The sequence below is a fragment of the Enterococcus sp. DIV1375a genome (assembly GCF_051712205.1).
GTDB lineage: Bacteria > Bacillota > Bacilli > Lactobacillales > Enterococcaceae > Enterococcus > Enterococcus faecalis.
This window is the reverse complement of sequence record NZ_JBIOOM010000001.1, coordinates 1,824,901-1,847,933: the sequence shown is the minus strand read 5'-3', so window position 1 is coordinate 1,847,933 and position 23,033 is coordinate 1,824,901. Positions and strand designations below refer to the sequence as shown.

23 protein-coding genes are annotated in these 23,033 nt (G+C 38.2%); 21 read left to right on the top strand and 2 right to left on the bottom strand.

What is annotated here, in order from left to right; all coding sequences use genetic code 11:
• The first annotated feature begins 4 nt into the window (after positions 1-4).
• From IGJ63_RS08980 to IGJ63_RS08940, 9 genes are all read left to right on the top strand, one after another.
• On the top strand, positions 5-919 hold the full coding sequence (locus IGJ63_RS08980; RefSeq protein WP_369810298.1) for a PhoH family protein: 915 nt from the start codon (positions 5-7) through the stop codon (positions 917-919).
• A 28-nt stretch (positions 920-947) separates the two neighbouring features.
• Positions 948-3,146, top strand: coding sequence for an HD family phosphohydrolase (locus IGJ63_RS08975; RefSeq protein WP_438746308.1), 2,199 nt, complete (start codon positions 948-950; stop codon positions 3,144-3,146).
• Positions 3,146-3,625: an rRNA maturation RNase YbeY gene (gene ybeY, locus IGJ63_RS08970; RefSeq protein ID WP_002356745.1), complete on the top strand. Its 480-nt coding sequence runs from the start codon at positions 3,146-3,148 to the stop codon at positions 3,623-3,625. The genes IGJ63_RS08975 and ybeY overlap by 1 nt, the downstream gene beginning before the upstream one ends.
• Entirely contained in the window at positions 3,609-4,010 is a 402-nt protein-coding gene (locus IGJ63_RS08965; protein WP_002382764.1) for a diacylglycerol kinase family protein, read from the top strand. The genes ybeY and IGJ63_RS08965 overlap by 17 nt, the downstream gene beginning before the upstream one ends.
• Before the next feature lie 13 nt (positions 4,011-4,023).
• Positions 4,024-4,926 carry a GTPase Era gene (gene era, locus IGJ63_RS08960; protein ID WP_002359745.1) on the top strand — a complete coding sequence of 301 codons (903 nt, stop codon included), beginning with the start codon at positions 4,024-4,026 and terminating at the stop codon, positions 4,924-4,926.
• Between the two features lie 82 nt (positions 4,927-5,008).
• A complete protein-coding gene (gene recO, locus IGJ63_RS08955; protein ID WP_002374343.1) occupies positions 5,009-5,803 on the top strand; it encodes a DNA repair protein RecO in 795 nt (264 codons plus the stop codon).
• 429 nt (positions 5,804-6,232) lie between these two features.
• Entirely contained in the window at positions 6,233-7,141 is a 909-nt protein-coding gene (glyQ, locus tag IGJ63_RS08950; RefSeq protein ID WP_002379669.1) for a glycine--tRNA ligase subunit alpha, read from the top strand.
• 1 nt (position 7,142) lies between these two features.
• Positions 7,143-9,227 carry a glycine--tRNA ligase subunit beta gene (glyS, locus tag IGJ63_RS08945; RefSeq protein ID WP_438746306.1) on the top strand — a complete coding sequence of 695 codons (2,085 nt, stop codon included), beginning with the start codon at positions 7,143-7,145 and terminating at the stop codon, positions 9,225-9,227.
• A gap of 39 nt (positions 9,228-9,266) precedes the next feature.
• The gene (locus IGJ63_RS08940; RefSeq protein WP_002356753.1) at positions 9,267-9,458 is read left to right on the top strand and encodes a DNA-directed RNA polymerase subunit alpha C-terminal domain-containing protein; all 192 of its coding nucleotides are present in this window, start codon (positions 9,267-9,269) and stop codon (positions 9,456-9,458) included.
• Positions 9,459-9,491: 33 nt separating this feature from the next.
• Here IGJ63_RS08940 and yidC read toward each other — a convergent pair whose 3' ends face one another.
• Together yidC and IGJ63_RS08930 are read right to left on the bottom strand one after the other, a co-directional pair.
• On the bottom strand, positions 9,492-10,424 hold the full coding sequence (yidC, locus tag IGJ63_RS08935; RefSeq protein WP_002382768.1) for a membrane protein insertase YidC: 933 nt from the start codon (positions 10,422-10,424) through the stop codon (positions 9,492-9,494).
• Between the two features lie 166 nt (positions 10,425-10,590).
• The gene (locus IGJ63_RS08930) at positions 10,591-10,866 is read right to left on the bottom strand and encodes an acylphosphatase (RefSeq protein ID WP_438746304.1); all 276 of its coding nucleotides are present in this window, start codon (positions 10,864-10,866) and stop codon (positions 10,591-10,593) included.
• A gap of 106 nt (positions 10,867-10,972) precedes the next feature.
• Between IGJ63_RS08930 and IGJ63_RS08925 the strand changes: the two genes are divergently transcribed.
• The 12 genes from IGJ63_RS08925 to rseP all read left to right on the top strand — a co-directional run bounded on the left by IGJ63_RS08925 (position 10,973) and on the right by rseP (position 22,978).
• The gene (locus IGJ63_RS08925; RefSeq protein WP_002356757.1) at positions 10,973-11,749 is read left to right on the top strand and encodes a TrmH family RNA methyltransferase; all 777 of its coding nucleotides are present in this window, start codon (positions 10,973-10,975) and stop codon (positions 11,747-11,749) included.
• A gap of 19 nt (positions 11,750-11,768) precedes the next feature.
• Positions 11,769-12,206 carry a GNAT family N-acetyltransferase gene (locus IGJ63_RS08920; protein WP_002368982.1) on the top strand — a complete coding sequence of 146 codons (438 nt, stop codon included), beginning with the start codon at positions 11,769-11,771 and terminating at the stop codon, positions 12,204-12,206.
• A 183-nt stretch (positions 12,207-12,389) separates the two neighbouring features.
• Positions 12,390-13,175 carry a 30S ribosomal protein S2 gene (rpsB, locus tag IGJ63_RS08915; protein WP_002356759.1) on the top strand — a complete coding sequence of 262 codons (786 nt, stop codon included), beginning with the start codon at positions 12,390-12,392 and terminating at the stop codon, positions 13,173-13,175.
• Positions 13,176-13,280: 105 nt separating this feature from the next.
• The gene (gene tsf, locus IGJ63_RS08910) at positions 13,281-14,162 is read left to right on the top strand and encodes a translation elongation factor Ts (RefSeq protein WP_002356760.1); all 882 of its coding nucleotides are present in this window, start codon (positions 13,281-13,283) and stop codon (positions 14,160-14,162) included.
• 261 nt (positions 14,163-14,423) lie between these two features.
• The gene (pyrH, locus tag IGJ63_RS08905) at positions 14,424-15,146 is read left to right on the top strand and encodes a UMP kinase (RefSeq protein ID WP_002356761.1); all 723 of its coding nucleotides are present in this window, start codon (positions 14,424-14,426) and stop codon (positions 15,144-15,146) included.
• A 3-nt stretch (positions 15,147-15,149) separates the two neighbouring features.
• Entirely contained in the window at positions 15,150-15,707 is a 558-nt protein-coding gene (frr, locus tag IGJ63_RS08900; RefSeq protein ID WP_002356762.1) for a ribosome recycling factor, read from the top strand.
• 368 nt (positions 15,708-16,075) lie between these two features.
• The gene (sufC, locus tag IGJ63_RS08895; protein WP_002356763.1) at positions 16,076-16,846 is read left to right on the top strand and encodes a Fe-S cluster assembly ATPase SufC; all 771 of its coding nucleotides are present in this window, start codon (positions 16,076-16,078) and stop codon (positions 16,844-16,846) included.
• 14 nt (positions 16,847-16,860) lie between these two features.
• Positions 16,861-18,147: a Fe-S cluster assembly protein SufD gene (gene sufD / locus IGJ63_RS08890; RefSeq protein ID WP_002368983.1), complete on the top strand. Its 1,287-nt coding sequence runs from the start codon at positions 16,861-16,863 to the stop codon at positions 18,145-18,147.
• Positions 18,144-19,379 (top strand): cysteine desulfurase, encoded by a 1,236-nt coding sequence (locus tag IGJ63_RS08885; RefSeq protein ID WP_101731710.1) that lies wholly within the window; start codon positions 18,144-18,146, stop codon positions 19,377-19,379. The genes sufD and IGJ63_RS08885 overlap by 4 nt, the downstream gene beginning before the upstream one ends.
• A complete protein-coding gene (gene sufU, locus IGJ63_RS08880; RefSeq protein ID WP_002356768.1) occupies positions 19,366-19,833 on the top strand; it encodes a Fe-S cluster assembly sulfur transfer protein SufU in 468 nt (155 codons plus the stop codon). The genes IGJ63_RS08885 and sufU overlap by 14 nt, the downstream gene beginning before the upstream one ends.
• Before the next feature lie 18 nt (positions 19,834-19,851).
• On the top strand, positions 19,852-21,246 hold the full coding sequence (gene sufB, locus IGJ63_RS08875) for a Fe-S cluster assembly protein SufB (RefSeq protein WP_002356769.1): 1,395 nt from the start codon (positions 19,852-19,854) through the stop codon (positions 21,244-21,246).
• 463 nt (positions 21,247-21,709) lie between these two features.
• The gene (rseP, locus tag IGJ63_RS08870) at positions 21,710-22,978 is read left to right on the top strand and encodes an RIP metalloprotease RseP (protein ID WP_002362168.1); all 1,269 of its coding nucleotides are present in this window, start codon (positions 21,710-21,712) and stop codon (positions 22,976-22,978) included.
• Positions 22,979-23,033: the final 55 nt, after the last annotated feature.

The following is a 23,033-nucleotide window of genomic DNA, read 5'->3' as shown; positions in this document are numbered from 1 at the left end:
ACACATGCTTTTAGGAACACATGATAAACATATCAAATTTTTAGAAGAGAATACCCACGTAACGATTAATAGTCGTGGCGAAGTTATTCAGTTAATTGGCGAATCATCAGAGGTAGAGTTAGTCGCTTCCGTGTTAAGAGCGCTACAAACATTAATTCAACGAGGCATCAAAGTGCATACGCCAGATGTCGTTTCTGCTTTAAAAATGGCCAAAGCTGGAAATTTAGAGGCGTTTATTGCCATGTATGAAGAAGAAATTATGAAGGACCATCATGGTCGGGCCATCCGAATTAAGAATGTTGGTCAAAAAAAATATATCGATGCAGTTAAAACTCATGACGTCATTTTCGGGGTGGGACCTGCGGGGACAGGAAAAACCTTTTTAGCCGTGGTGATGGCGGTAGCAGCTTTGAAAAAAGGCGAAGTACAAAAAATTATTTTAACTCGTCCAGCGGTGGAAGCTGGCGAAAGCTTGGGCTTTTTACCAGGTGACTTAAAAGAAAAAGTCGATCCTTATTTACGTCCAGTTTACGATGCCTTGTATCAAATTTTTGGTATGGATCATACAAATCGTTTAATGGAACGCGGCGTTATTGAAATTGCCCCGCTTGCTTATATGCGTGGTCGTACATTGGATGATGCTTTTGTCATTTTAGATGAAGCACAAAATACTACGGTTGCCCAAATGAAAATGTTTTTAACTCGTTTAGGGTTTAGTTCAAAAATGATTGTTAATGGAGATACTAGTCAGATTGACTTGCCACGTGGTGTAACAAGTGGTTTAGTTAACGCCGAGCGTACGTTAAAAGACATTGAAAAAATTGCCTTTGTAAATTTTGAAGCCAGTGACGTTGTGCGTCATCCGGTTGTAGCACAAATTATTCAAGCCTATGAAAAGGAACAACAAAAGCATTCCTAAGCAGTTAGGGAAGGAGTGAAAGTACCTTTTGAAAAAAGTACTTACAAAGTTAGGGGATCGTTTAGGTAAGGCCTATTTACCTATTTTATTAGCCGTTTTTTCTCTTCTTTTATTTATGATTATGTTTGGCAGTGTCCATCAGAAAAGAGTAGAAATTAAAGAAGGTCAACTGGCCGAGAAAACCATTCGTGCAAATAAAAATATCGAGAATACCTACGAAACAGAACAAAGAAAAAAATTGGCAGCAGAAGCTGTCACCCCCGAATATATTTATCAAGAAGATACGGCATCTGTCCAACATAATCGTATTGATAAATTATTTAAATTGATTGATTCTGCGAATGAAAAAGTAGACAAAGAGTACAGCAATAAGCAAGCGAAGGCCAAAAAGGAAGAAACGATTCCTGCGCCGACCGTGGAAGAACGAGTAGCTAGCTTAAAGTCATTGTTTGAATCTTTACCGCAAGATGAAGTTACGTTTTATCAAAGTTTTCCTAATGTTTTTTATCAAACAATCTTTACATTAACCTCTGAGCAATTGGATAAGGTTCGTTCAGAAAGTTTGATGTTGGTGGATGACGCAATGCAAAATCACGTTCGAGAATCTGATTTGGATAAAATTCGCCAAGAAGCTAACGGTAAAATTCAATACTTAGATATTACGAGTACCATGCAACAAGTCATTCGTTACATTGTTAACCAAGGGATTGTGGTAAACGATATTGCCAATGAAAAACGAACAGAAGAGCTGCGTCAAAAAGCGATGAATGCTGTTCAACCCGCAATGATTTATCAAGGCGAAATTATTGTTCGTGAAGGTACTCAAATTGATGCAAAAGCGGTCGAAAAACTTGAGTTACTAGGAATGACTAGTCAAAATACCTCTATTTTTCCGATGGTGGCATTAGCATTAGCTATTTTACTTCAAGTTGAAGTGTTAATTTTCTTTACAAAACAAGTGACTGAGCCTTCGCGACAACGCTCGTTTATTATCTTTTACACGGGTGCTATGCTAATCAGTGTTATTTTAATGAAATTCTTCCAGATTTTCCAAACAGAGCAGTTGATGTATATTCCCTTGTTCTATCCGGCAGCCTTTGCGCCGCTGATTCTAAATCATTTTGTAAATCGTCGTTCAGGGATAATCGCTGCCATTTTCCAAGTCGTTTTTGCGTTATTTATCTTTTATAATTCTATTGGCACAAACTCGTTGACGGTTATTCTGATTATGTACTTATTCTCAGGATTTCTAGCAACAGTTGTTAAACGGAAACGGATGAGTGAGCAAGTTTTCCCAGCTTTAATGTGGGTAGTGGTCTTTCCTGTTTTCATGGCGGTTGTCTTAATGATTTATCAAGGAATGAGTTTAACAGATGGTAAAACGTGGACAGCTTTAATTTGTGCAGGTGCAGGAACGGTACTTTCATTTTTAGCAACAATGGGCTTGCATCCATATATCGAATTATTAGTGACTGATGATAGTATGATTGTCTTGAATGAATTAAGTAATCCGAACCATCCGTTGTTAAAACAACTGTTAGAAGAAGCGCCAGGTACCTATCATCATAGCATGATGGTGGCTAGTTTGAGCGCTAACGCTGTTGCTGAGATTGGTGGACGGTCGCTATTAACACGAGTTGCTTGTTATTACCATGACATTGGCAAAATTAAACACGCCAATTTCTTTGTGGAAAACTTACCTGCTGGCGCAGAAAATCCACATAACTTTTTATTGCCAGAAGATAGTAAACAAATTATTTTTGGCCACGTAATTGATGGCGCCAAAATTTTAGAAGAGTACAATATGCCGCAAATGGTGATTGACATTTGTCGTCAACATCATGGCACAACATTGATGAAATTTTTCTATGTGAAAGCAAAAGAACGCAATCCTGAAATTAAAGAATCAGACTTCCGTTATCCTGGGCCACGTCCACAAACACGAGAAGCAGGGATTGTGAGTATTGCTGATACTTGTGAGGCTGCTGTGCGGGCGATGGATCATCCGACCAACGAAAAAATTCAAGCCTTTGTGCATAATGTGCTTCAAGATAGAATTTCAGATGGCCAATTAGATGAATGTGGGTTAACGATGAAAGAGATTCGCATCATTGAAAAATCATTAATTAATGGATTATGCAGTACCTTCCATTCACGGATTAAGTATCCAAAAATGAAAGCTGAAGCAGAAGAAATGAAAGATGAACAAGAAAAGAGAGATGACTAATGGATATTACTTTCATTGATGAAACCGAGAAAGTACCAACAGAAGAAATCAAAGAAATCGAAAATTTGCTGCAATTTGCAGCGGGTTTTCTAGAAATTGCCGAAGATACGGAGATGTCGGTGACTTTTACAGATAACGCAGGTATCCAAGTGATTAATCGTGACTATCGGGGCAAAGATATGCCTACAGATGTCATCAGTTTTGCTTTAGAGGATGAAGGGGAAGACGAATTGCCAATTATTTTTGATGATGAAGAGTTGGCAGAGCTACCACGTAATCTAGGTGATTTAATTATTTCAACAGAGCGAGCAGCAGAACAAGCAGTTGAATATGGGCACACATTGGAGCGAGAAATGGGCTTTTTGGCAGTACATGGCTTTTTACATTTGAATGGGTACGATCATATGGAACCTGAAGATGAAAAAGAAATGTTTGGTTTACAGAAAGAGATTTTAGATGCGTATGGCCTTAAAAGATGAGCAAACAGGAAAAAATAAACATTTTATTAATTCATTAGAATTTGCCTGGCAAGGAATCAAAACAGTTTTTCGAGAAGAACGTAATATGCGCAAACATGTGGCGTTTGGCGTCACGGCCATTGTGTTTGGTTTCTTGTTTTCTTTAACACTTGCTGAATGGCTGTGGTTGTTATTGGCCGTTTTTCTTGTCTGGTTGGCAGAAATTATCAACACAATTTTTGAAAATGTCGTAGATATGTTTACGGATTTTCACTTTCATCCAATCGGAAAAAAAGTAAAAGACATGGCCGCAGGAGCTGTTTTATTAACAGCCGGTTTCGCAGTGCTAGTAGGACTAATTCTATTTGTACCAAAAATTTTACAAATCATTCAAATGTGGAAATAAGAGGAGAAATACAATGACAACTGAACATAAATCTGGTTTCGTAGCCATTGTCGGCAGACCAAATGTTGGAAAATCAACATTGTTAAATCGAATTGTCGGCCAAAAAATTGCAATTATGAGTGACAAAGCACAAACAACTCGTAATAAGATTCAAGGAATTTATACAATTCCTGAAGCACAAATTGTTTTTATCGATACTCCAGGGATTCACAAACCTAAACACCGCTTAGGCGATTTCATGGTGGAAAGTGCCTACAATGCGATGCGTGAAGTAGATGCTACTTTATTTATGGTAAGTGCTGATCAAAAACGCGGGAAAGGTGACGACTTTATTATTGAACGATTGAAAAATAATAATAGTCCAGTCTACTTGATTATTAATAAAATTGACAAAGTCCATCCAGATGATTTATTGAGTATTATTGAAGACTATTCGAAACAAATGGACTTTAAAGAAATTATTCCCATTTCTGCCACTGAAGGAAATAATTTTGAGCATTTGATGGATGTTCTCGTTGAGCAAATGCCAGAAGGACCACAATATTTCCCTGATGACCAAATTACGGATCATCCAGAATATTTTATCGTTTCCGAATTAATTCGTGAAAAAGTGTTACTTTTAACAAGAGATGAGATTCCTCATTCTGTCGCTGTCGTTGTGGACTCAATGAAACGGGATGAAAACGATAAAGTCCATGTCCAAGCAACCATTATTGTGGAACGGGACAGTCAAAAAGGTATCATTATTGGCAAAGGCGGAAAAATGCTGAAACAAATTGGTACCAAGGCGCGTCAAGATATTGAATATTTATTAGATGACAAAGTGTATTTGGAGCTTTGGGTAAAAGTCCAAAAAGACTGGCGTGACAAAAAAATCTATTTACAAGATTTTGGTTATCGCAAAGAAGAATATTAAGAAAGTAGTGTTTGGGAAGCGAGTGTATAAACGAACTTTCCAAACACTACACTAATTTACATAAGAAAAGGAAGTGAATTGAATGGCATTAGGGGAGACCAAAGGCATTATTTTATTTACGAAGGATTTTAAAGAGAAGGATAAACTCGTCAAAATTTTTACAGAATCCTATGGGAAATTGATGTTTTTTGTGAAAGGCGCGCATCGAAAAAATAATCCTCTTTTGCCAGCGATTCTGCCATTTACAGAAGCCGTCTACATCGGAAATTTTAGAGAAGAAGGCTTATCTTTTCTCAATAGCAGCAAAGAAGTTCAACCTTTTCGAAACATTCAACAAGACATATTTATTAACGCATATGGAACATATATTTTAAACTTAGTCGATGCAGCAATTGAAGATCAGCACTATGACCCTAATTTATTTCAATTTACCCACATGGCATTATCCGCTTTAAATGAGCAAAAAGATCCGGAAATCATTACAAATATTTTTGAAATTCAATTGTTAGAACGGTTTGGTGTACGACCAGAATGGCATCATTGTGTGGCTTGTGGCGAAACACAAGGGAAATTTGATTATTCCTCAAAATATAGCGGTGTGCTTTGTGAAAAACATTGGCATTTAGATGAACAGCGCTACCATGCAGATCCTAGAGCAATTCATTTTATTCGCTTATTTTCGCAAGTCTCCTATGAAAAAGTCCAAAACATTCAAGTAAAAGAAGAAACTAAGAAAAGTATTCGAGAAACGATTGATATGTTATACGATGAATATGTCGGGTTGCACTTAAAAAGCAAAAAATTTATTGATCAAATGAAAACGTGGGAAAATACGTTAAAAATTCCACCACGAAAGAAGGAAGAAAAAGAAACATAAACAAGCAGTCGTTTTTCTAAAAAAAATTTGACAACTTCCCTCAGACACCGTATTATGATAGAGAAGTTAAATACGTACGAAGAAAAAGAGAAGTAAAAAGAACCCTCTGTTAAGCGAATCTGGGAGAGTGGGAGCCAGAAACACGGAACTTTTGAAAGGCACTTTGGAGTACGACAAACGAAGCTGCCGATGAACACATCGGAAGTAGGGTGGAACCGCGATAATTATTCGTCCCTATGTCTATTAATAGGCATGGGGACTTTTTGCTGTGAATCACTACGATTGGCGCAAATGCGACAGAGTAGATGATGAACAGAATAAAAATTATCCCATTCTACAAAATTGTTTCTCTGTAGCCCTTTTTAAATTTACATTCCCGAAGCAAAGCCAATCCCTATGTCTATAAAAAATATTCCAAGGAGGAAAACAATGAAAAACAAGTTAACCGTACAAGAAATGATTTTAACCTTGCAAAAATTTTGGTCATCTAATGGCTGTATGTTAATGCAAGCCTATGATACAGAAAAGGGAGCCGGTACCATGAGTCCTTACACGTTTTTACGTGCCATTGGACCTGAACCATGGAATGCTGCCTATGTAGAACCTTCTCGTCGTCCAGCTGATGGACGCTATGGTGAAAATCCGAATCGTCTATACCAACATCATCAATTCCAAGTTGTAATGAAGCCTTCTCCTGAAAATATCCAAGAACTTTATCTAGAAAGTTTGAAATTATTAGGAATTGATCCATTAGAACATGACATTCGTTTTGTAGAAGATAACTGGGAAAATCCTTCAATGGGCTGTGCTGGTTTAGGTTGGGAAGTTTGGTTAGATGGCATGGAAATTACCCAATTTACGTATTTCCAACAAGTTGGCGGCTTACAATGTCATCCTGTCACTTCTGAAATTACTTACGGGTTAGAACGCTTGGCATCATATATCCAAGAAGTCGAAAGTGTCTATGATCTAGAATGGACACAAGGCGTTAAATATGGTGAAATTTTTGTCCAACCTGAATATGAACATTCAAAATATTCCTTTGAAATTAGTAACCAAGAAATGCTTTTAGAAAACTTTGACAAATTTGAAAAAGAAGCTAAACGCTGTATTGAAGAAAGCTTAGTTCACCCAGCCTATGATTATATTTTAAAATGTAGCCATACATTCAATTTATTAGATGCTCGCGGCGCTGTCTCTGTAACGGAACGTGCAGGATATTTAGCCCGCATTCGGAATATGGCTCGTTCCGTAGCGAAAATTTTTGTGGCTGAACGTGAAAAATTAGGGTTCCCATTATTAAATAAAGATCAAAGTGTATCCAAGGAGGCAGAATAACATGGCAAAAGATTTATTATTAGAAATTGGCTTAGAAGAAATGCCCGCACATGTTGTCACACCAAGCCGTATCCAACTTGAAGAAAAAGTAATCAAATTTTTAGATGAACATCATTTAGACTATGAAACAGTGCAATCCTTTGCCACACCTCGTCGTTTAGCCGTGAAAGTAACTGCGATTCCTGAAAAACAAGCGGATGTTGAAGAAGAAGTAAAAGGTCCAGCGAAAAAGATTGCTTTAGATGCTGAAGGAAATTGGTCAAAAGCTGCACAAGGTTTTGTACGCGGCCAAGGAGTCACAACTGAGGACATTGTTTTCAAAGAATTAAATGGTGTCGAATATGTCTATGTGACGAAGTTTACCAAAGGCCAAAGTGCCAAAGAAGTATTAACAAAATTAAATGACGTGATTACAAGTCTAACTTTCCCGGTAACAATGCACTGGGCAAACTATGATTTCGAATATATTCGTCCAATTCACTGGATTGTGGCACTACTTGATGATGAAGTAATTCCTTTCAAAGTTTTAGACGTGACGACAGGGCAAACTTCTCGTGGCCACCGTTTCTTGGGAGACGATGTGACGTTCCAACATGCTAATGAATATGAAGCAAAATTAAAAGAACAATTTGTAGTGGTTCAACCGAATGAACGGAAACAAATGATTGTTGATCAAGCGAACGCACTCGCTGCAGAAAAAAATTGGCAGTTAGCTTTAGATGAAGAGTTACTGGAAGAAGTTACAAATTTAGTGGAATATCCAACTGCATTTGTAGGCAGTTTTGATGAAAAATATTTATCTGTTCCAGATGAAGTATTAGTGACTTCTATGAAAGAACACCAACGTTACTTTGAAGTTCGTAACGACCAAGACTTATTAATGCCGCATTTTATCGCTGTTCGTAATGGGGATAATGTTCACCTTGAAAACGTGATTAAAGGAAATGAAAAAGTGTTAATTGCTCGTTTAGAAGATGCAGAATTCTTTTACAATGAAGATAAAAAATTAACGATTGAAGCATGTGTTGAAAAACTAAAAAATGTGACTTTCCATGAAAAGATTGGCTCAATTTATGAAAAAATGCAACGGGTTGCTCTAATTGCACAAATCATTGGTCGAAAAGTTGGCTTATCTGAGGAGGAATTGGAAGATTTAAAACGTGCCTCTGAAATTTATAAATTTGACTTAGTAACAAATATGGTTGGTGAATTCCCAGAATTACAAGGAATTATGGGAGAAAAATATGCCTTATTACAAGGCGAAAAACCAGCCGTAGCAACGGCTATTCGAGAACATTATCTACCAACTTCCAGTGAAGGTGAATTGCCAGAAACAGCAATCGGGGCTGTTTTAGCCTTAGCCGATAAGCTCGACAGCGTCTTTTCATTCTTCTCAGTTGGTATGATTCCAACAGGTTCTAACGATCCTTATGCACTTCGTCGTCAAACCTATGGCGTTATCCGAATTATTGAAGATAAAGGCTGGACCTTCCCATTAGTCCAATTACAAACAGAAGTTGATGAAGCAGTGAATCAAGATGTTGAGAAATATGGCGTTTTACTAAACGAAGGACAAGCAGAAGTCGTTGAATTTGTGAAAGCTCGCTTACGTCAATTATTAATGACGAAAAATGTTCGCCATGACATTATCGATGCAGTGGTGTCTGCTGAGCAAGCCGATTTATCGAAATTATTTGCTTCAGCAAATATTTTAAAAAGCCGTTTTGAAGATCAAGATTTTAAACCATCAATGGAAGCCTTAACGCGTGTTATTAATTTAGCAAAAAAAGGTCAAGAACTTTTAGGTGATACTGAAGAAGGGATTGATCCAAGTCTGTTTGAAAATAAGGCAGAAAAAGAACTGTATCAAGCGGTTAACGATTTATCTGAAGCATTTGCGACACGCACGATTGCAGAAAACTATGAAGCACTAGTAAATCTACGTCCGTTAATTGATGCGTACTTCAATGAAACGATGGTTATGGTTGAGGATGAAAAAGTCAAACAAAACCGATTAAAACAATTAATGCAAATTGCTAAAATGGCGTTATCAATTGCTAGCTTAGATTTATTAATTGTAAAATAAAAAGCGCTGTTTTTCGACCGCTAAGGAGGAACCGACAGCATGCTAGAAACAACGTTTGAACAAATTTTAACACAATTATCAAAGCCAGCTGTTCGTGCACTAACGAATGAAAAAATCGACAGTGTGGATGAACTCTACGCACGAGGCCGAAAAGCGTTACTTTCGTTGCATGGCTTTGGTCCAAAGTCTATTCGAACTATTGAAGAGATGACTGGGAAAGAATTGAAGTAAAAAAAGGATCGCCGTTTAGAGGCGATCCTTTTTTTATTTACGTTTTTGTTTTCCAGCATTGCGACCTTTATTGCCGTTTGCTTTTGGTTGGTTCGTTTTTTGCGTTACTTTGTTTGTTTCTTTTGGTGTCACATCCTTAATAGGAGTAACCACTTGTTTTGGTGGGTTATTTTTCAATTCTTCTTGTACTTGTTTTTTAATTCTTGGACGTAAGAGGATATTTGTGATGGCAGATTGAATACATGTGAAAATACCACCAACTACCCAGTAAAGCGCTACGCCTGCAGGTGAGCTAAAGGACATGAAAACAATCATTAATGGTGAAACAATCAGCATTGATTTCATTGTTTTCTTTTGTTCTTCAGGAATACCAATCATTGAAATATAACCTTGAGCTAAATAGGCTAAACCAGCTAATGCCACTAAAATCATATTTGGTTGCCCTAAATTCATTCCTAAGAAGCTTGCCGTGGCAATACCTTTTGTATAACGAGCAGCAAAGAACAGAGAAGAGAAAATAGGCATTTGAATTAATAAAGGCAAACAACCAATTCCGCCAACCATACTCACATTGTTTTCTTTATAAATCCTTTGTAGTTCTGCTTGTGCGGCCATTTGTTCTTCACGCGTACTTGCTTGTTTCATTTTTGCTTGTGCAACATCCACTTGAGGTTTGATTGCTTGCATTTTTTCCGTTTGGATAAAGCTTTTTTTCGATTGATGTAAGCCTAACGGTAAAATAATGATTCGTACAATAATGGTGATAAAAATAATCGCCCAACCATAGTTCCAATTAAAGTTATCGACAAGATAAGTAATTGCATTACTCATCGGTAAAACAAGGAAGTTATAGACAAAACCTTCACCAGTTGGTTGTCCATCTGCTCCTGTTTTCACACAGCCTGATAAAAACATTACTAAAAATAGTAAGCCAGAGCCGTAAAGCCATCGGTTTAATTTACGCATGTAATTCGGTCCTTTTCTAAAAAATTTTTACATGGTTAACTATACTTGAAACAGCGCTCTTTTTCAATCAAAATCGAAAAGAAGCTCTTACAAAAATCAATAAAAAGCAGGAACTACTTGCTGTTCAAGGCTTCTTCCCAAAGAAATCAATCGTTAGAAAGTAAGTTTATTGAATCACTTTAAATTGTTCCATTTCTTCTAACAAAGGGTCTTCTTGAATATCAACATACGTTACACGTCCCGCTGGACTGGGGGAATCTTTGATTTTTTTGATAAATGTTTCCATTATGTCTTCAGGTGCAATTGCTGTGATTGAAACGGACCCGTCGTCTTCGTTTCTCACTGAACCAGTGACACCTAATTGATCTGCCACCATTTTGGTCATGTAGCGGAAGCCAACACCTTGGACACGCCCTTGTACATTCATTCTTAGTTTTTCCATGAGAGACACTTCCTTTGCTTTTTTCTTTATGATAGCGATTTTTCTTGGTTCTAGCAAGTATCCAAGCAAGCTAGAAGCATGCTATAATACAAAGGCGAGGTGACTTATGAAAGAAATTACATCAACGAAAAATAACCAATTAAAAGAATGGAAAAAATTACACAAAAAGAAGTACCGAGAAGAACTGAACCAATATATAATAGAAGGATTTCATTTAGTTGAAGAAGCTGTGAAGGCCAACGCCGATGTTCAGTGGATTTTGTTTAACCAAAGAGGTCAACAAGAATGGGGAACTTGGTTAGCTGAACAAGAAACAGAAAAATTAATTTTTGTTAGTGATGAGGTTTTAAATAGCTTGTCGGAGCTGCCAACTTCACAAGGAATTTTGGCAATTGTCACCTTGGAAACGCAACAAGAGCAGTCGCTTTCTTTTAAAGGTGGTTGGTTACTTTTAGATAATATCCAAGACCCTGGTAATGTTGGTACGATGATTCGCACAGCTGATGCAGCAGGTTTAGCAGGTGTGATTTTAGGTAAGGGCACAGCAGATATTTACAATACAAAAGTGTTGCGCTCAATGCAGGGAAGTCACTATCATTTGCCGGTTCTCCAACGAGAATTGACCGAAGTGGTTCAGGCATTCAAGAAGCAAGGTCTACCAGTTTTCGGTACAGAACTAAATGAAGCTGCGATTGCTTATTATGAACAAGAGGCAGTGGAAAATTATGCGTTGATTTTAGGCAATGAAGGTAGCGGGGTTTCGCCAGAATTGTTAGCAGAAACCACGAAAAATCTTTATATTCCAATGAAAGGTCAAGCAGAATCATTGAATGTCGCTATCGCAGCGGGCGTGTTAATGTTTTATTTTGAAAATAATCAATAACAGAAATGAGTGTCAAAAAATGCTGACTATCAAAAAGACAACCCAGTTAACAGAAAAAGAATTAGAAACCATTATGGCTATTTGGCTGCAAACGAATCTAGAAGCTCATCCATTTGTCGCGCCAACTTATTGGCAAGAAAATAAAGCATTTGTCCGCGCTGCGTTACCAAAAGCAACACTGATCTTAGCAGAAGAAGAGGATCAGATAATTGGGTTTTTAGGATTAATGGATAACTATATCGCAGGAATTTTTATAAAAAAAGCGTTTCAAGGGAAGGGCATCGGTCAGAAATTACTGCAAGTAGCAAAAGAAGAACAGGACCTCTTATCTTTGGCTGTTTACAGGGAAAATCAAGCAGCTTATGCCTTTTATCAAAAACAAGGCTTTGTCCAACAAAAGCGAACCATCGATGAAACGGGAAACGAAGAATGTCATCTTGTTTGGCAAGCGCAGTAGGAGCGACATTTCTAGTTTTAAGGCTTGCTATTTTTCTGAAAATATCTTATACTGTTAAAGGTGTGATTTTCACACACGAAATCCACATTCTTTTCCATCTGCGAAGTGGTGCTACTACGGTAGTTCTTCAAGGAGTTGACGAAAAGAAGAGGAAAATAAAAACCAAACTGGAGGAAACACAACATGGCAGTAATTTCTATGAAACAATTACTAGAAGCCGGCGTACACTTTGGTCACCAAACTCGTCGCTGGAACCCAAAAATGAAGAAATATATCTTCACAGAAAGAAACGGTATCTACATCATTGACTTACAAAAAACAGTGAAATTAGTAGATGCAGCTTACGATTACATGAAAAACGTTGCAGAAGAAGGCGGCGTTGCTTTATTCGTAGGAACTAAAAAACAAGCACAAGAAGCAATCAAAGATGAAGCAATCCGCGCTGGTCAATACTATGTAAACCATCGTTGGTTAGGTGGTACGTTAACTAACTGGGATACAATCCAAAAACGTATTGCTCGCTTGAAAAAAATCAATGCAATGGAAGAAGACGGCACTTTCGAAGTTTTACCTAAGAAAGAAGTTGCTGGCTTAAACAAAGAACGTGAACGTTTAGAAAAATTCTTAGGTGGTATCGCTGATATGCCAAGAATTCCAGATGTAATGTACATCGTTGACCCACGTAAAGAACGCATTGCTGTTCAAGAAGCACACAAATTAAACATTCCAATCGTTGCAATGGTTGATACAAACTGTGATCCTGATGAGATCGATGTTGTAATCCCTTCAAATGATGATGCAATCCGCGCCGTGAAATTAATCACTGCTAAAATGGCTGATGCTTTCATCGAAGGTAACCAAGGGGAAGACCAAGCAACTGAAGAGTTATTCGTTGAAGAAACACCAGAAGCAACTTCAATCGAAGAAATCGTTGATGTTGTTGAAGGAAACAACGAATCAGCTGAATAATAATGATTACGGAGCTGTCTCAAAGGCTAGGCGACAAAAAGCCTGATTCTCCTTTGAGATAGCTTTTTTAAAAAGAATTGATAATATCCGAGGAGGACACAAATAATGGCAGACGTTACAGCTAAAATGGTAAAAGAATTACGCGATATGACTGGCGTTGGAATGATGGACGCTAAAAAAGCATTAGTAAAAGTAGAAGGCGACATGGAAAAAGCCGTAGACTTTTTACGTGAAAATGGTATGGCTAAAGCAGCGAAGAAAAATGACCGCATTGCGGCTGAAGGTTTAGCAAACGTAGCAACTGTAGGTAACGTTGCAGCAATCGTTGAAGTAAACTCAGAAACTGACTTCGTTTCTAAAAACGAAATGTTCCAAGATTTAGTTAAAGATATTGCGACTAAAGTTGCTGAAAACAAACCAGCTACGATGGAAGAAGCAATGGCTATTAAAACTGAAAAAGGCACAATCGAATCTGATTTAATCGAAGCAACGACTGTTATCGGTGAAAAAATCAGCTTCCGTCGTTTTGAAGTTGTCGAAAAAGCTGACAATGCTGCATTTGGCGCTTACTTACACATGGGTGGCCGTATTGCTGTATTAACAGTTATCGATGGCACAACTGACGAAGAAGTAGCGAAAGATGTTGCTATGCACATCGCGGCAATCAACCCTCGCTATGTCAATGAATCTCAAATTCCTCAAGAAGAATTAGAACACGAAAAAGCTGTGTTAACTGAACAAGCATTAAACGAAGGTAAACCAGCAAATATCGTTGAAAAAATGGTTGTTGGTCGTCTACAAAAATTCAAAGCAGAAATCGCTTTGGTTGACCAACCATTTGTTAAAGATCCAGATATGACTGTCGAAAAATTTGTTGCTTCTAAAGGCGGCGAAGTGAAATCATTCGTACGTTTTGAAGTTGGCGAAGGTATCGAAAAACGTGAAGATAACTTTGCGGATGAAGTAATGAGCCAAATGAAAAACTAAGAGCATCAAACGCTCGGTTGAAAAGCCGTGAATCATAAGTATCTAAACAGACAGCGATCCCCAAAGGAAGCTTGCATAAATTGATTACTGCTTGATTCAAGGCAGTCTTTCAGCCATTTGGGAACGCATAACTTTGATATGCGCTCCCTTTTTTTAGGCAAAACCAGTGGATCGCACTGCTTGGTCTAAAAAATCATTTTGGTGAAAAGTCATCTAAATGAGGAATTGAATGATTTTTAGAGAATCTTGGAGGGAATTATGATGGTTAAACCTAAGTATCAACGTGTCGTATTAAAGTTAAGTGGAGAAGCGCTAGCCGGAGAAGACGGTTTTGGCATTAAACCACCAGTCATTAAAGAAATCGTTCAAGAAATTAAAGAGGTCCATGAATTAGGTATCGAAATGGCCATCGTGGTTGGCGGCGGAAACATCTGGCGTGGACAAATTGGTGCTCAAATGGGCATGGAACGTGCACAAGCTGATTATATGGGCATGTTAGCTACTGTGATGAATGCCTTAGCATTGCAAGATACATTAGAAAATCTTGGTGTGCCTACACGTGTTCAAACATCAATTGAAATGCGTCAAATTGCAGAACCATACATTCGTCGTCGTGCAGAACGTCATTTAGAAAAAGGCCGCGTTGTTATTTTTGCCGGAGGAACAGGAAATCCTTACTTCTCGACAGATACAACGGCTGCTTTACGAGCTGCAGAAGTAGATGCGGACGTCATCTTAATGGCGAAGAACAATGTTGATGGTGTTTATTCTGCGGATCCACGTGTGGATGAAACAGCGACAAAATTTGAAGAACTAACACATTTAGATGTTATTTCTAAAGGGCTGCAAGTAATGGATTCAACAGCAAGCTCATTAAGTATGGATAACGATATTCCTTTAGTTGTCTTTAACCTAAATGAAGCAGGAAATATCCGTCGTGCCATCCTTGGTGAAAATATCGGAACAACTGTAAGGGGGAAATAAAGAATGTCTAAAGAAGTTTTAGCAACAGCCAAAGAAAAAATGACAAAAGCGGAAGAGAGCTTACGCCGTGAATTAGGTCAAATTCGTGCTGGTCGTGCGAACGCAAGTCTATTAGATCGTATTCAAGTAGAATATTATGGTGCACCAACACCAGTTAACCAATTAGCAAGTATCAATATCCCAGAAGCACGTGTATTAATGATTACACCGTTTGACAAAAATTCTATCGCTGACATTGAAAAAGCTATTCAAATGAGTGATATCGGCATTAGTCCAACCAATGATGGAAATGTCATCCGTTTAGTGATTCCACAATTAACGGAAGAACGTCGGAAAGAATTAGCCAAAGACGTGAAAAAAGAAGCGGAAAACTCAAAAGTTGCTGTCCGTAACGTTCGTCGTGATGCAATGGATGAGTTGAAAAAAGCTCAAAAAAATGGCGACATCACTGAAGATGAATTACGTTCATTTGAAAAAGATGTTCAAAAATTAACAGACGATAGCATCAAAAATATCGATGCGATTACTGCTGAAAAAGAACAAGAACTTTTAGAAGTATAAAACCAATCACTAATAAAAATTATTGAATCCAGAGAAGCAAATGCTCTGGATTTTTTTGTATAGATGAGGAAGGCGTATCTCAACGCTCTCTTTGCGAAAGTCATTCTAAAGTAATTATTTAAGAAAACGCTTTTTTAATAATTTTTTTTATTCTACCAAAATTTTTTTCTTTGTGTAGGGAGGATCACTTAAAAATATAGAGAAACTTTGAAATATCAGCCTTTTAAAATTTTCCTTCACAAATTGAATCCTAAAATTTGATGATAAGAGTTGTTATTTTTAGCAATTGTAATTTGCGATTCATTCTCAATTAGGCTAAAATGAGTGAGAACGGAAAAACGATTAAAACAAGTTGGAGGGAATTGTACATGTCTGTGTTAGAAATCAAAAATTTACACGTATCAATTGAAGATAAAAAGATTCTAAAAGGAGTCGATTTAACAATTAATACTGGAGAAATCCATGCAATTATGGGACCTAATGGAACTGGTAAATCTACTTTATCAGCAGCAATTATGGGAAATCCTAACTACGAAGTCACAGAAGGAGAAATTCTATTTGATGGCGTCAACGTTTTAGATTTAGAAGTAGACGAACGCGCTCGCCTAGGCTTATTCTTAGCAATGCAATACCCAAGTGAAATTCCAGGGATTACCAATGCTGAATTCATGCGTGCAGCAATCAATGCAAAACGTGACGAAGACAACAAAATGTCAGTCATGCAGTTCTTAAAAAAATTAGATAGCAAAATGGAATTATTAAATATGCCTGAAGAAATGGCTGAGCGTTACTTAAACGAAGGGTTTTCTGGCGGCGAGAAAAAACGAAATGAAATTTTACAATTATTGATGTTAGAGCCTACGTTTGCCATTTTAGATGAAATTGATTCAGGCTTAGATATCGATGCGTTAAAAGTAGTTTCTAAAGGGGTTAATGAAATGCGCGGCGAGAACTTTGGTGCGTTAATTATTACCCATTACCAACGCTTATTGAACTATATCACGCCGGATGTTGTTCATATCATGATGGAAGGCCGCGTTGTGAAAACCGGTGGGGCTGATTTGGCAAAACGTTTAGAAACAGAAGGCTATGCTGGTATCAGCCAAGAATTAGGTATTGATTACAAAGAAGAAGCGTAAGGAGGACAAGATAAATGAAAAAAGTAAATCTAATGGATTATCTTGACGAAGTCACCGCTTTTTCACTAGAACATGAAGAACCAGCTTGGATGACTGAATTGCGAACAACGGCTTTAAAAAACGCTGACGAAAGTGAGTTACCACATATTGATCGTGTGAAATTTCATCGTTGGCCTTTATTAAATGTTCACATGGAAAGTTATGTGCCTTCTGAAGGAAATGTCGCAAGTTTTGATCAAATGAAAGACAATCCTTTAATTGTTCAACAAGGATCTTTTCATGCTTTTGAGCAATTGCCAGCCTCATTAGCGGAACAAGGGGTAATTTTTACAGACATTTTTACTGCTTTACAAGAGCACCCAGAATTAGTTAAAGAATACTATATGACTAAAGCTGTATTACCAGAAGAAGACAAGCTGACAGCAGCTCATGCAGCTTTCATGAATAGTGGCGTTTTCTTATACGTTCCTAAAAACGTAGTGATTGAAGAGCCCATTGAATCTTTGTTTATTCAGGATTCAGATAGCAACCAACCTTTCTTTAAACATGTTTTAATCGTTGCAGATAATCATAGTGAATTCAGTTATTTAGAACGTTTTCAATCAACTGGTCATCACGCAGAGAAAGCTTCTGGAAATATCGTTGTGGAAGTGATTGCGAAAGATGGCGCAAAAGTTAAATACTCAGCTGTGGATCAATTAGGGCAAACTGTAACGACTTATATGAATCGTCGTGGCTATATTATGCGGGATGCCTCTGTTGATTGGGCTCTAGGCGTCATGAATGATGGCGATGTTGTTGCTGATTTTGATTCTGATTTAGTTGGCGAAGGCGCTCATTCAGAAGTTAAAGTCGTTGCAATTAGTGCAGGTAAACAAACACAAGGCATCGACACACGAGTGACAAACAAAGCGCCACATTCGATTGGTCATATTTTACAACATGGAGTCATTCGTGAACGTGGTACTTTAACGTTTAACGGAATTGGCCACATTTTAAAAGGAGCAAAAGGAGCCGACGCACAGCAAGAAAGTCGTGTTTTAATGTTGTCTGATAAAGCTCGTGGTGATGCCAATCCAATTCTTTTAATTGATGAAAATGAAGTGACTGCCGGACACGCAGCCAGCGTTGGTCGAGTAGATCCAGAAGAAATGTATTATTTAATGAGCCGCGGCTTGCGTAAAGAAGAAGCGGAACGTTTGGTGATTCGTGGCTTCCTAGGTTCTGTCATTACAGCAATTCCAGTTAAAGAAGTACAAAATGAATTTGTAGAAGTAATCGAAGGGAAGTTAAACGCATGATGGATGCAGCAACCATTCGTCAATCGTTTCCTATTTTATTTCAAGAAGTTAATGATGAACCGCTAGTTTATTTAGACAATGCTGCAACAACCCAAAAACCATCGGCAGTGTTAGATGTTTTACGACATTATTATGAAACCGATAATGCCAATGTTCATCGTGGGGTGCACACGTTAGCCGAACGAGCAACGAAGGACTATGAAGCCTCCCGCGAAAAGGTTCGCCAATTTATACATGCTAAAGAAACAGCGGAAGTTTTATTTACACGAGGAACAACAACCAGTTTGAATTGGATTGCCAAAAGTTATGGTGACTTGGCAGTTACAGCCGGGGATGAAATCGTCATATCTTACATGGAACATCATTCAAACATTATTCCCTGGCAACAATTAGCCCAACGGACAGGGGCCATTTTGAAGTATATAGACGTCACTGAAGACGGCTTTTTAGACATGGCAAGTGCACGTCAACAAATTACAGAAAAAACGAAAATTGTTTCGATTGCACATGTTTCAAATGTGTTAGGGGTCATTAATCCAATCGAAGAATTAACACAATTAGCTCATCAAAATGGCGCTGTGATGGTGGTAGATGGCGCGCAAGCAGTTCCTCATATGCCTGTGGACGTTCAATCCATCGATGCTGATTTTTATGCATTTAGTGGTCACAAAATGTGTGGACCAACTGGAATTGGTGTCCTTTATGGCAAACGTCATTTATTGGAACAAATGGAACCTGTGGAATTTGGTGGCGAAATGATTGACTTTGTTCATCTTCAAGAAAGTACTTGGAAAGAGCTTCCTTGGAAATTTGAAGCTGGCACACCTAATATTGCTGGTGCAATTGCTTTAGGTGCCGCTATTGATTATTTAACAGAAATTGGTTTAGAGGCCATTCATCAACATGAAGCAGCCCTTGTTCACTATGTTTTGCCGAAGTTGCAAGCTATCGAGGGCTTGACGATTTATGGTCCACAGAATCCAAAAGACCACACAGGTGTGATTGCTTTTAATATTGAAGGTTTACATCCACATGATGTGGCTACGGCGTTAGATATGGAAGGGGTCGCTGTCAGAGCGGGTCACCATTGCGCGCAACCGCTATTAAACTATCTGAGCGTGCCAGCAACTGCACGGGCAAGTTTTTATTTATACAATACCAAAGAAGACGCAGATCGCTTAGTTGAAGCGATTAAAGCGACAAAGGAGTTTTTCCAGCATGGCACTTTCTAAATTAGATAACTTATATCGCCAAGTCATTTTGGACCATTCTAGCCACCCACATCACCACGGAACGCTAGATGCGTCTAGCCAAACAATTGAACTGAATAATCCTACTTGTGGAGATGTGATTGAACTGGATGTGGCCATTGAAGACGGTGTGATTAAAGATATCGCCTTTCAAGGAAGTGGCTGTTCCATCAGTACAGCAAGTGCTAGTATGATGACTGATGCGGTCTTAGGAAAAACAATCGCCGAAGCAACGGCCTTAGCAGAGGATTTCTCTCAACTTGTTCAAGGAAATGAAGTGGCCGAAGATGAAAAATTAGGCGATGCAGCAATGTTAAGCGGCGTAGCTAAATTTCCAGCTCGGATTAAATGTGCAACCCTGGCTTGGAAAGCCTTAGAGCAGGCTGTTGCTAATAACGGCCAAGGCGAAGCCGGTCATTTGCATTGTGAAAAATAAAGAAAGGGTGACGACGAATTGAGTACAGTACCTGAATTAGAAGAATATAAATTTGGCTTTCACGACGATGTGGAACCAGTCTTTAGTACCGGAGACGGCCTAACCGAAGACGTCGTTCGCGAAATTTCTCGCGTGAAAGGCGAACCAGAATGGATGCTTGACTTCCGTTTAAAATCGTTAGAACAATTCAATAAAATGCCCATGCAAGAATGGGGTCCAGACCTGTCAGATATTGACTTTAGTAAAATTAAATATTACCAAAAACCGAGTGACAAACCCGCACGCGATTGGGATGATGTACCTGATAAAATCAAAGAAACCTTTGAAAAAATTGGGATTCCCGAAGCTGAGCGTGCTTATCTAGCTGGGGCTTCGGCTCAATATGAATCAGAAGTTGTTTACCACAACATGAAAGAAGAATTTGAAAAATTAGGCATCATTTTTACAGATACTGACTCTGCTTTAAAAGAATATCCTGACTTATTCAAAGAGTATTTTTCAAAACTTGTGCCACCAACAGATAATAAACTGGCCGCTTTAAACTCAGCTGTTTGGTCAGGTGGAACCTTTATTTATGTACCAAAAGGCGTTCGAGTTGATGTACCATTACAAACATATTTCCGAATCAACGCTGAAAATACCGGCCAATTTGAACGGACCTTGATTATTGTCGATGAAGGGGCTAGCGTTCACTATGTTGAAGGTTGTACGGCACCAACGTATTCAAGTAACAGCTTGCATGCGGCCATCGTAGAAATTTTTACAAGAAAAGATGCTTATTGTCGTTATACCACTATTCAAAACTGGTCAGATAACGTCTACAACTTAGTAACCAAACGTGCTAAAGCTTACGAAGGTGCCACTGTCGAATGGATTGATGGTAACCTAGGAGCTAAAACAACCATGAAATATCCAAGCGTTTACTTAGATGGCAAAGGCGCCCGTGGCACGATGTTATCGATTGCCTTTGCTGGTGCTAACCAAATCCAAGATACTGGGGCCAAAATGATTCACAATGCGCCGAATACCTCTAGCTCAATTGTTTCAAAATCAATTGCTAAAGACGGCGGCGAAGTTAACTACCGTGGCCAAGTGACTTTTGGAAAAGACAGCGCAGGCTCGATTTCCCACATCGAATGCGACACGATTATCATGGACGAAAAATCAAAATCAGATACGATTCCGTTTAACGAAATCCATAACAGCCAAGTGTCCTTAGAACACGAAGCCAAAGTTTCAAAAATTTCTGAAGAACAATTATATTATTTAATGAGTCGCGGCTTATCTGAAGCCGAAGCGACAGAAATGATTGTTATGGGCTTTGTTGAACCATTTACGAAAGAATTACCGATGGAATATGCGGTTGAGTTGAATCGGTTGATTAGTTATGAGATGGAAGGTAGTGTGGGTTAAAACCTCAAACCAACAACATACTTCAAGAAACCAGCGTCTAACGCTGGTTTCTTTCTTTAACAACTACCGTTCTGCCTTGCAAAAAACAAATAAGAAATTTCCTTGTCTATTCAAAGTTATTTCTATTAGAACCAATCAACTATAGCTTATATTTTTTCTATAACGAGCTAAACAAACCACATTCTTATTGAATTTTTAAAGCAACGTTCTCAAATTAACGGATTTTCTAAAAAAACACAAAATATCCAGACGAAGTGGTCAAGTCCAATGGTTATTTATGAGTGAATATGCTAAAATAAAACTTGTCTTACATAAGGAAAGATTTGTTCACTAACAGTGGCGACTGTTCTCAGTAAACAGTTGCACTGGTTTATCGGGAAGGGAACAGAGCAATTTTTACGAGACTTTCCCATGTAATAATAAAAAGCACTGAACGTCAGTGAATGAAGGAAGAAGGACATTTATGAAAACAATTATCACATTCATTATTGTCTTCGGTATTCTTGTCCTCGTACATGAATTTGGCCACTTTTATTTTGCAAAACGAGCGGGTATTTTAGTTCGTGAGTTTGCAATCGGAATGGGACCAAAGATTTTTGCGCATCGTGGAAAAGATGGCACCACTTATACGATTCGCTTATTGCCGATTGGTGGCTATGTGCGAATGGCTGGGATGGGCGAAGACATGACAGAAATCACACCAGGTATGCCTCTATCTGTTGAGTTAAATGCCGTGGGTAATGTGGTTAAAATTAATACAAGTAAAAAAGTACAATTACCTCATAGCATTCCGATGGAAGTCGTTGATTTTGATCTTGAAAAAGAATTATTCATCAAAGGCTATGTTAATGGAAACGAGGAAGAAGAAACCGTTTATAAAGTTGACCATGATGCAACGATTATTGAAAGTGATGGAACCGAGGTGCGGATTGCGCCACTTGACGTTCAATTTCAATCAGCGAAATTATCGCAACGCATTTTAACGAACTTTGCGGGACCCATGAATAACTTTATCTTAGGGTTTATTCTGTTTACGTTAGCGGTCTTTCTACAAGGAGGCGTCACTGATTTAAACACGAATCAAATTGGACAAGTGATTCCTAATGGCCCAGCCGCAGAAGCTGGGTTGAAAGAAAACGATAAAGTCTTATCGATTAATAATCAAAAAATCAAAAAATACGAAGATTTTACAACCATTGTGCAGAAGAACCCCGAAAAGCCGTTAACGTTCGTAGTTGAGCGTAACGGCAAAGAAGAGCAACTAACAGTGACACCAGAAAAACAAAAAGTGGAAAAACAAACGATTGGTAAAGTCGGCGTTTATCCTTATATGAAAACCGATTTACCGTCAAAATTGATGGGCGGTATTCAGGATACTTTGAATAGTACGACACAGATTTTTAAAGCACTCGGCTCACTATTCACAGGCTTTAGTTTAAACAAACTAGGTGGGCCAGTCATGATGTTTAAATTATCGGAAGAAGCATCCAATGCTGGAGTAAGTACAGTTGTATTCTTAATGGCCATGTTGTCAATGAACTTAGGGATTATTAATTTGTTGCCGATCCCAGCTTTAGATGGCGGGAAAATTGTCTTAAACATTATTGAAGGTGTACGTGGAAAACCAATTAGTCCTGAAAAAGAAGGCATCATTACGTTAATTGGCTTTGGGTTTGTCATGGTGTTAATGGTGTTAGTTACTTGGAACGATATTCAACGCTTTTTCTTTTAAGGAGAAAGCTTAAGTAAAAAAGTGTGTAAAGAAATCAAAAATAGTTGATTTTAAA

Coding starts and splice junctions, on each gene's coding strand:
- IGJ63_RS08980 (WP_369810298.1), top strand. CDS start 5: ATGCTTTTAGGAACACATGATAAACATATCAAATTTTTAGAAGAGAAT.
- ybeY (WP_002356745.1), top strand. CDS start 3,146: ATGGATATTACTTTCATTGATGAAACCGAGAAAGTACCAACAGAAGAA.
- IGJ63_RS08965 (WP_002382764.1), top strand. CDS start 3,609: ATGGCCTTAAAAGATGAGCAAACAGGAAAAAATAAACATTTTATTAAT.
- era (WP_002359745.1), top strand. CDS start 4,024: ATGACAACTGAACATAAATCTGGTTTCGTAGCCATTGTCGGCAGACCA.
- recO (WP_002374343.1), top strand. CDS start 5,009: ATGGCATTAGGGGAGACCAAAGGCATTATTTTATTTACGAAGGATTTT.
- glyQ (WP_002379669.1), top strand. CDS start 6,233: ATGAAAAACAAGTTAACCGTACAAGAAATGATTTTAACCTTGCAAAAA.
- glyS (WP_438746306.1), top strand. CDS start 7,143: ATGGCAAAAGATTTATTATTAGAAATTGGCTTAGAAGAAATGCCCGCA.
- IGJ63_RS08940 (WP_002356753.1), top strand. CDS start 9,267: ATGCTAGAAACAACGTTTGAACAAATTTTAACACAATTATCAAAGCCA.
- yidC (WP_002382768.1), bottom strand. CDS start 10,424: ATGCGTAAATTAAACCGATGGCTTTACGGCTCTGGCTTACTATTTTTA.
- IGJ63_RS08930 (WP_438746304.1), bottom strand. CDS start 10,866: ATGGAAAAACTAAGAATGAATGTACAAGGGCGTGTCCAAGGTGTTGGC.
- IGJ63_RS08925 (WP_002356757.1), top strand. CDS start 10,973: ATGAAAGAAATTACATCAACGAAAAATAACCAATTAAAAGAATGGAAA.
- IGJ63_RS08920 (WP_002368982.1), top strand. CDS start 11,769: ATGCTGACTATCAAAAAGACAACCCAGTTAACAGAAAAAGAATTAGAA.
- rpsB (WP_002356759.1), top strand. CDS start 12,390: ATGGCAGTAATTTCTATGAAACAATTACTAGAAGCCGGCGTACACTTT.
- tsf (WP_002356760.1), top strand. CDS start 13,281: ATGGCAGACGTTACAGCTAAAATGGTAAAAGAATTACGCGATATGACT.
- pyrH (WP_002356761.1), top strand. CDS start 14,424: ATGGTTAAACCTAAGTATCAACGTGTCGTATTAAAGTTAAGTGGAGAA.
- frr (WP_002356762.1), top strand. CDS start 15,150: ATGTCTAAAGAAGTTTTAGCAACAGCCAAAGAAAAAATGACAAAAGCG.
- sufC (WP_002356763.1), top strand. CDS start 16,076: ATGTCTGTGTTAGAAATCAAAAATTTACACGTATCAATTGAAGATAAA.
- sufD (WP_002368983.1), top strand. CDS start 16,861: ATGAAAAAAGTAAATCTAATGGATTATCTTGACGAAGTCACCGCTTTT.
- IGJ63_RS08885 (WP_101731710.1), top strand. CDS start 18,144: ATGATGGATGCAGCAACCATTCGTCAATCGTTTCCTATTTTATTTCAA.
- sufU (WP_002356768.1), top strand. CDS start 19,366: ATGGCACTTTCTAAATTAGATAACTTATATCGCCAAGTCATTTTGGAC.
- rseP (WP_002362168.1), top strand. CDS start 21,710: ATGAAAACAATTATCACATTCATTATTGTCTTCGGTATTCTTGTCCTC.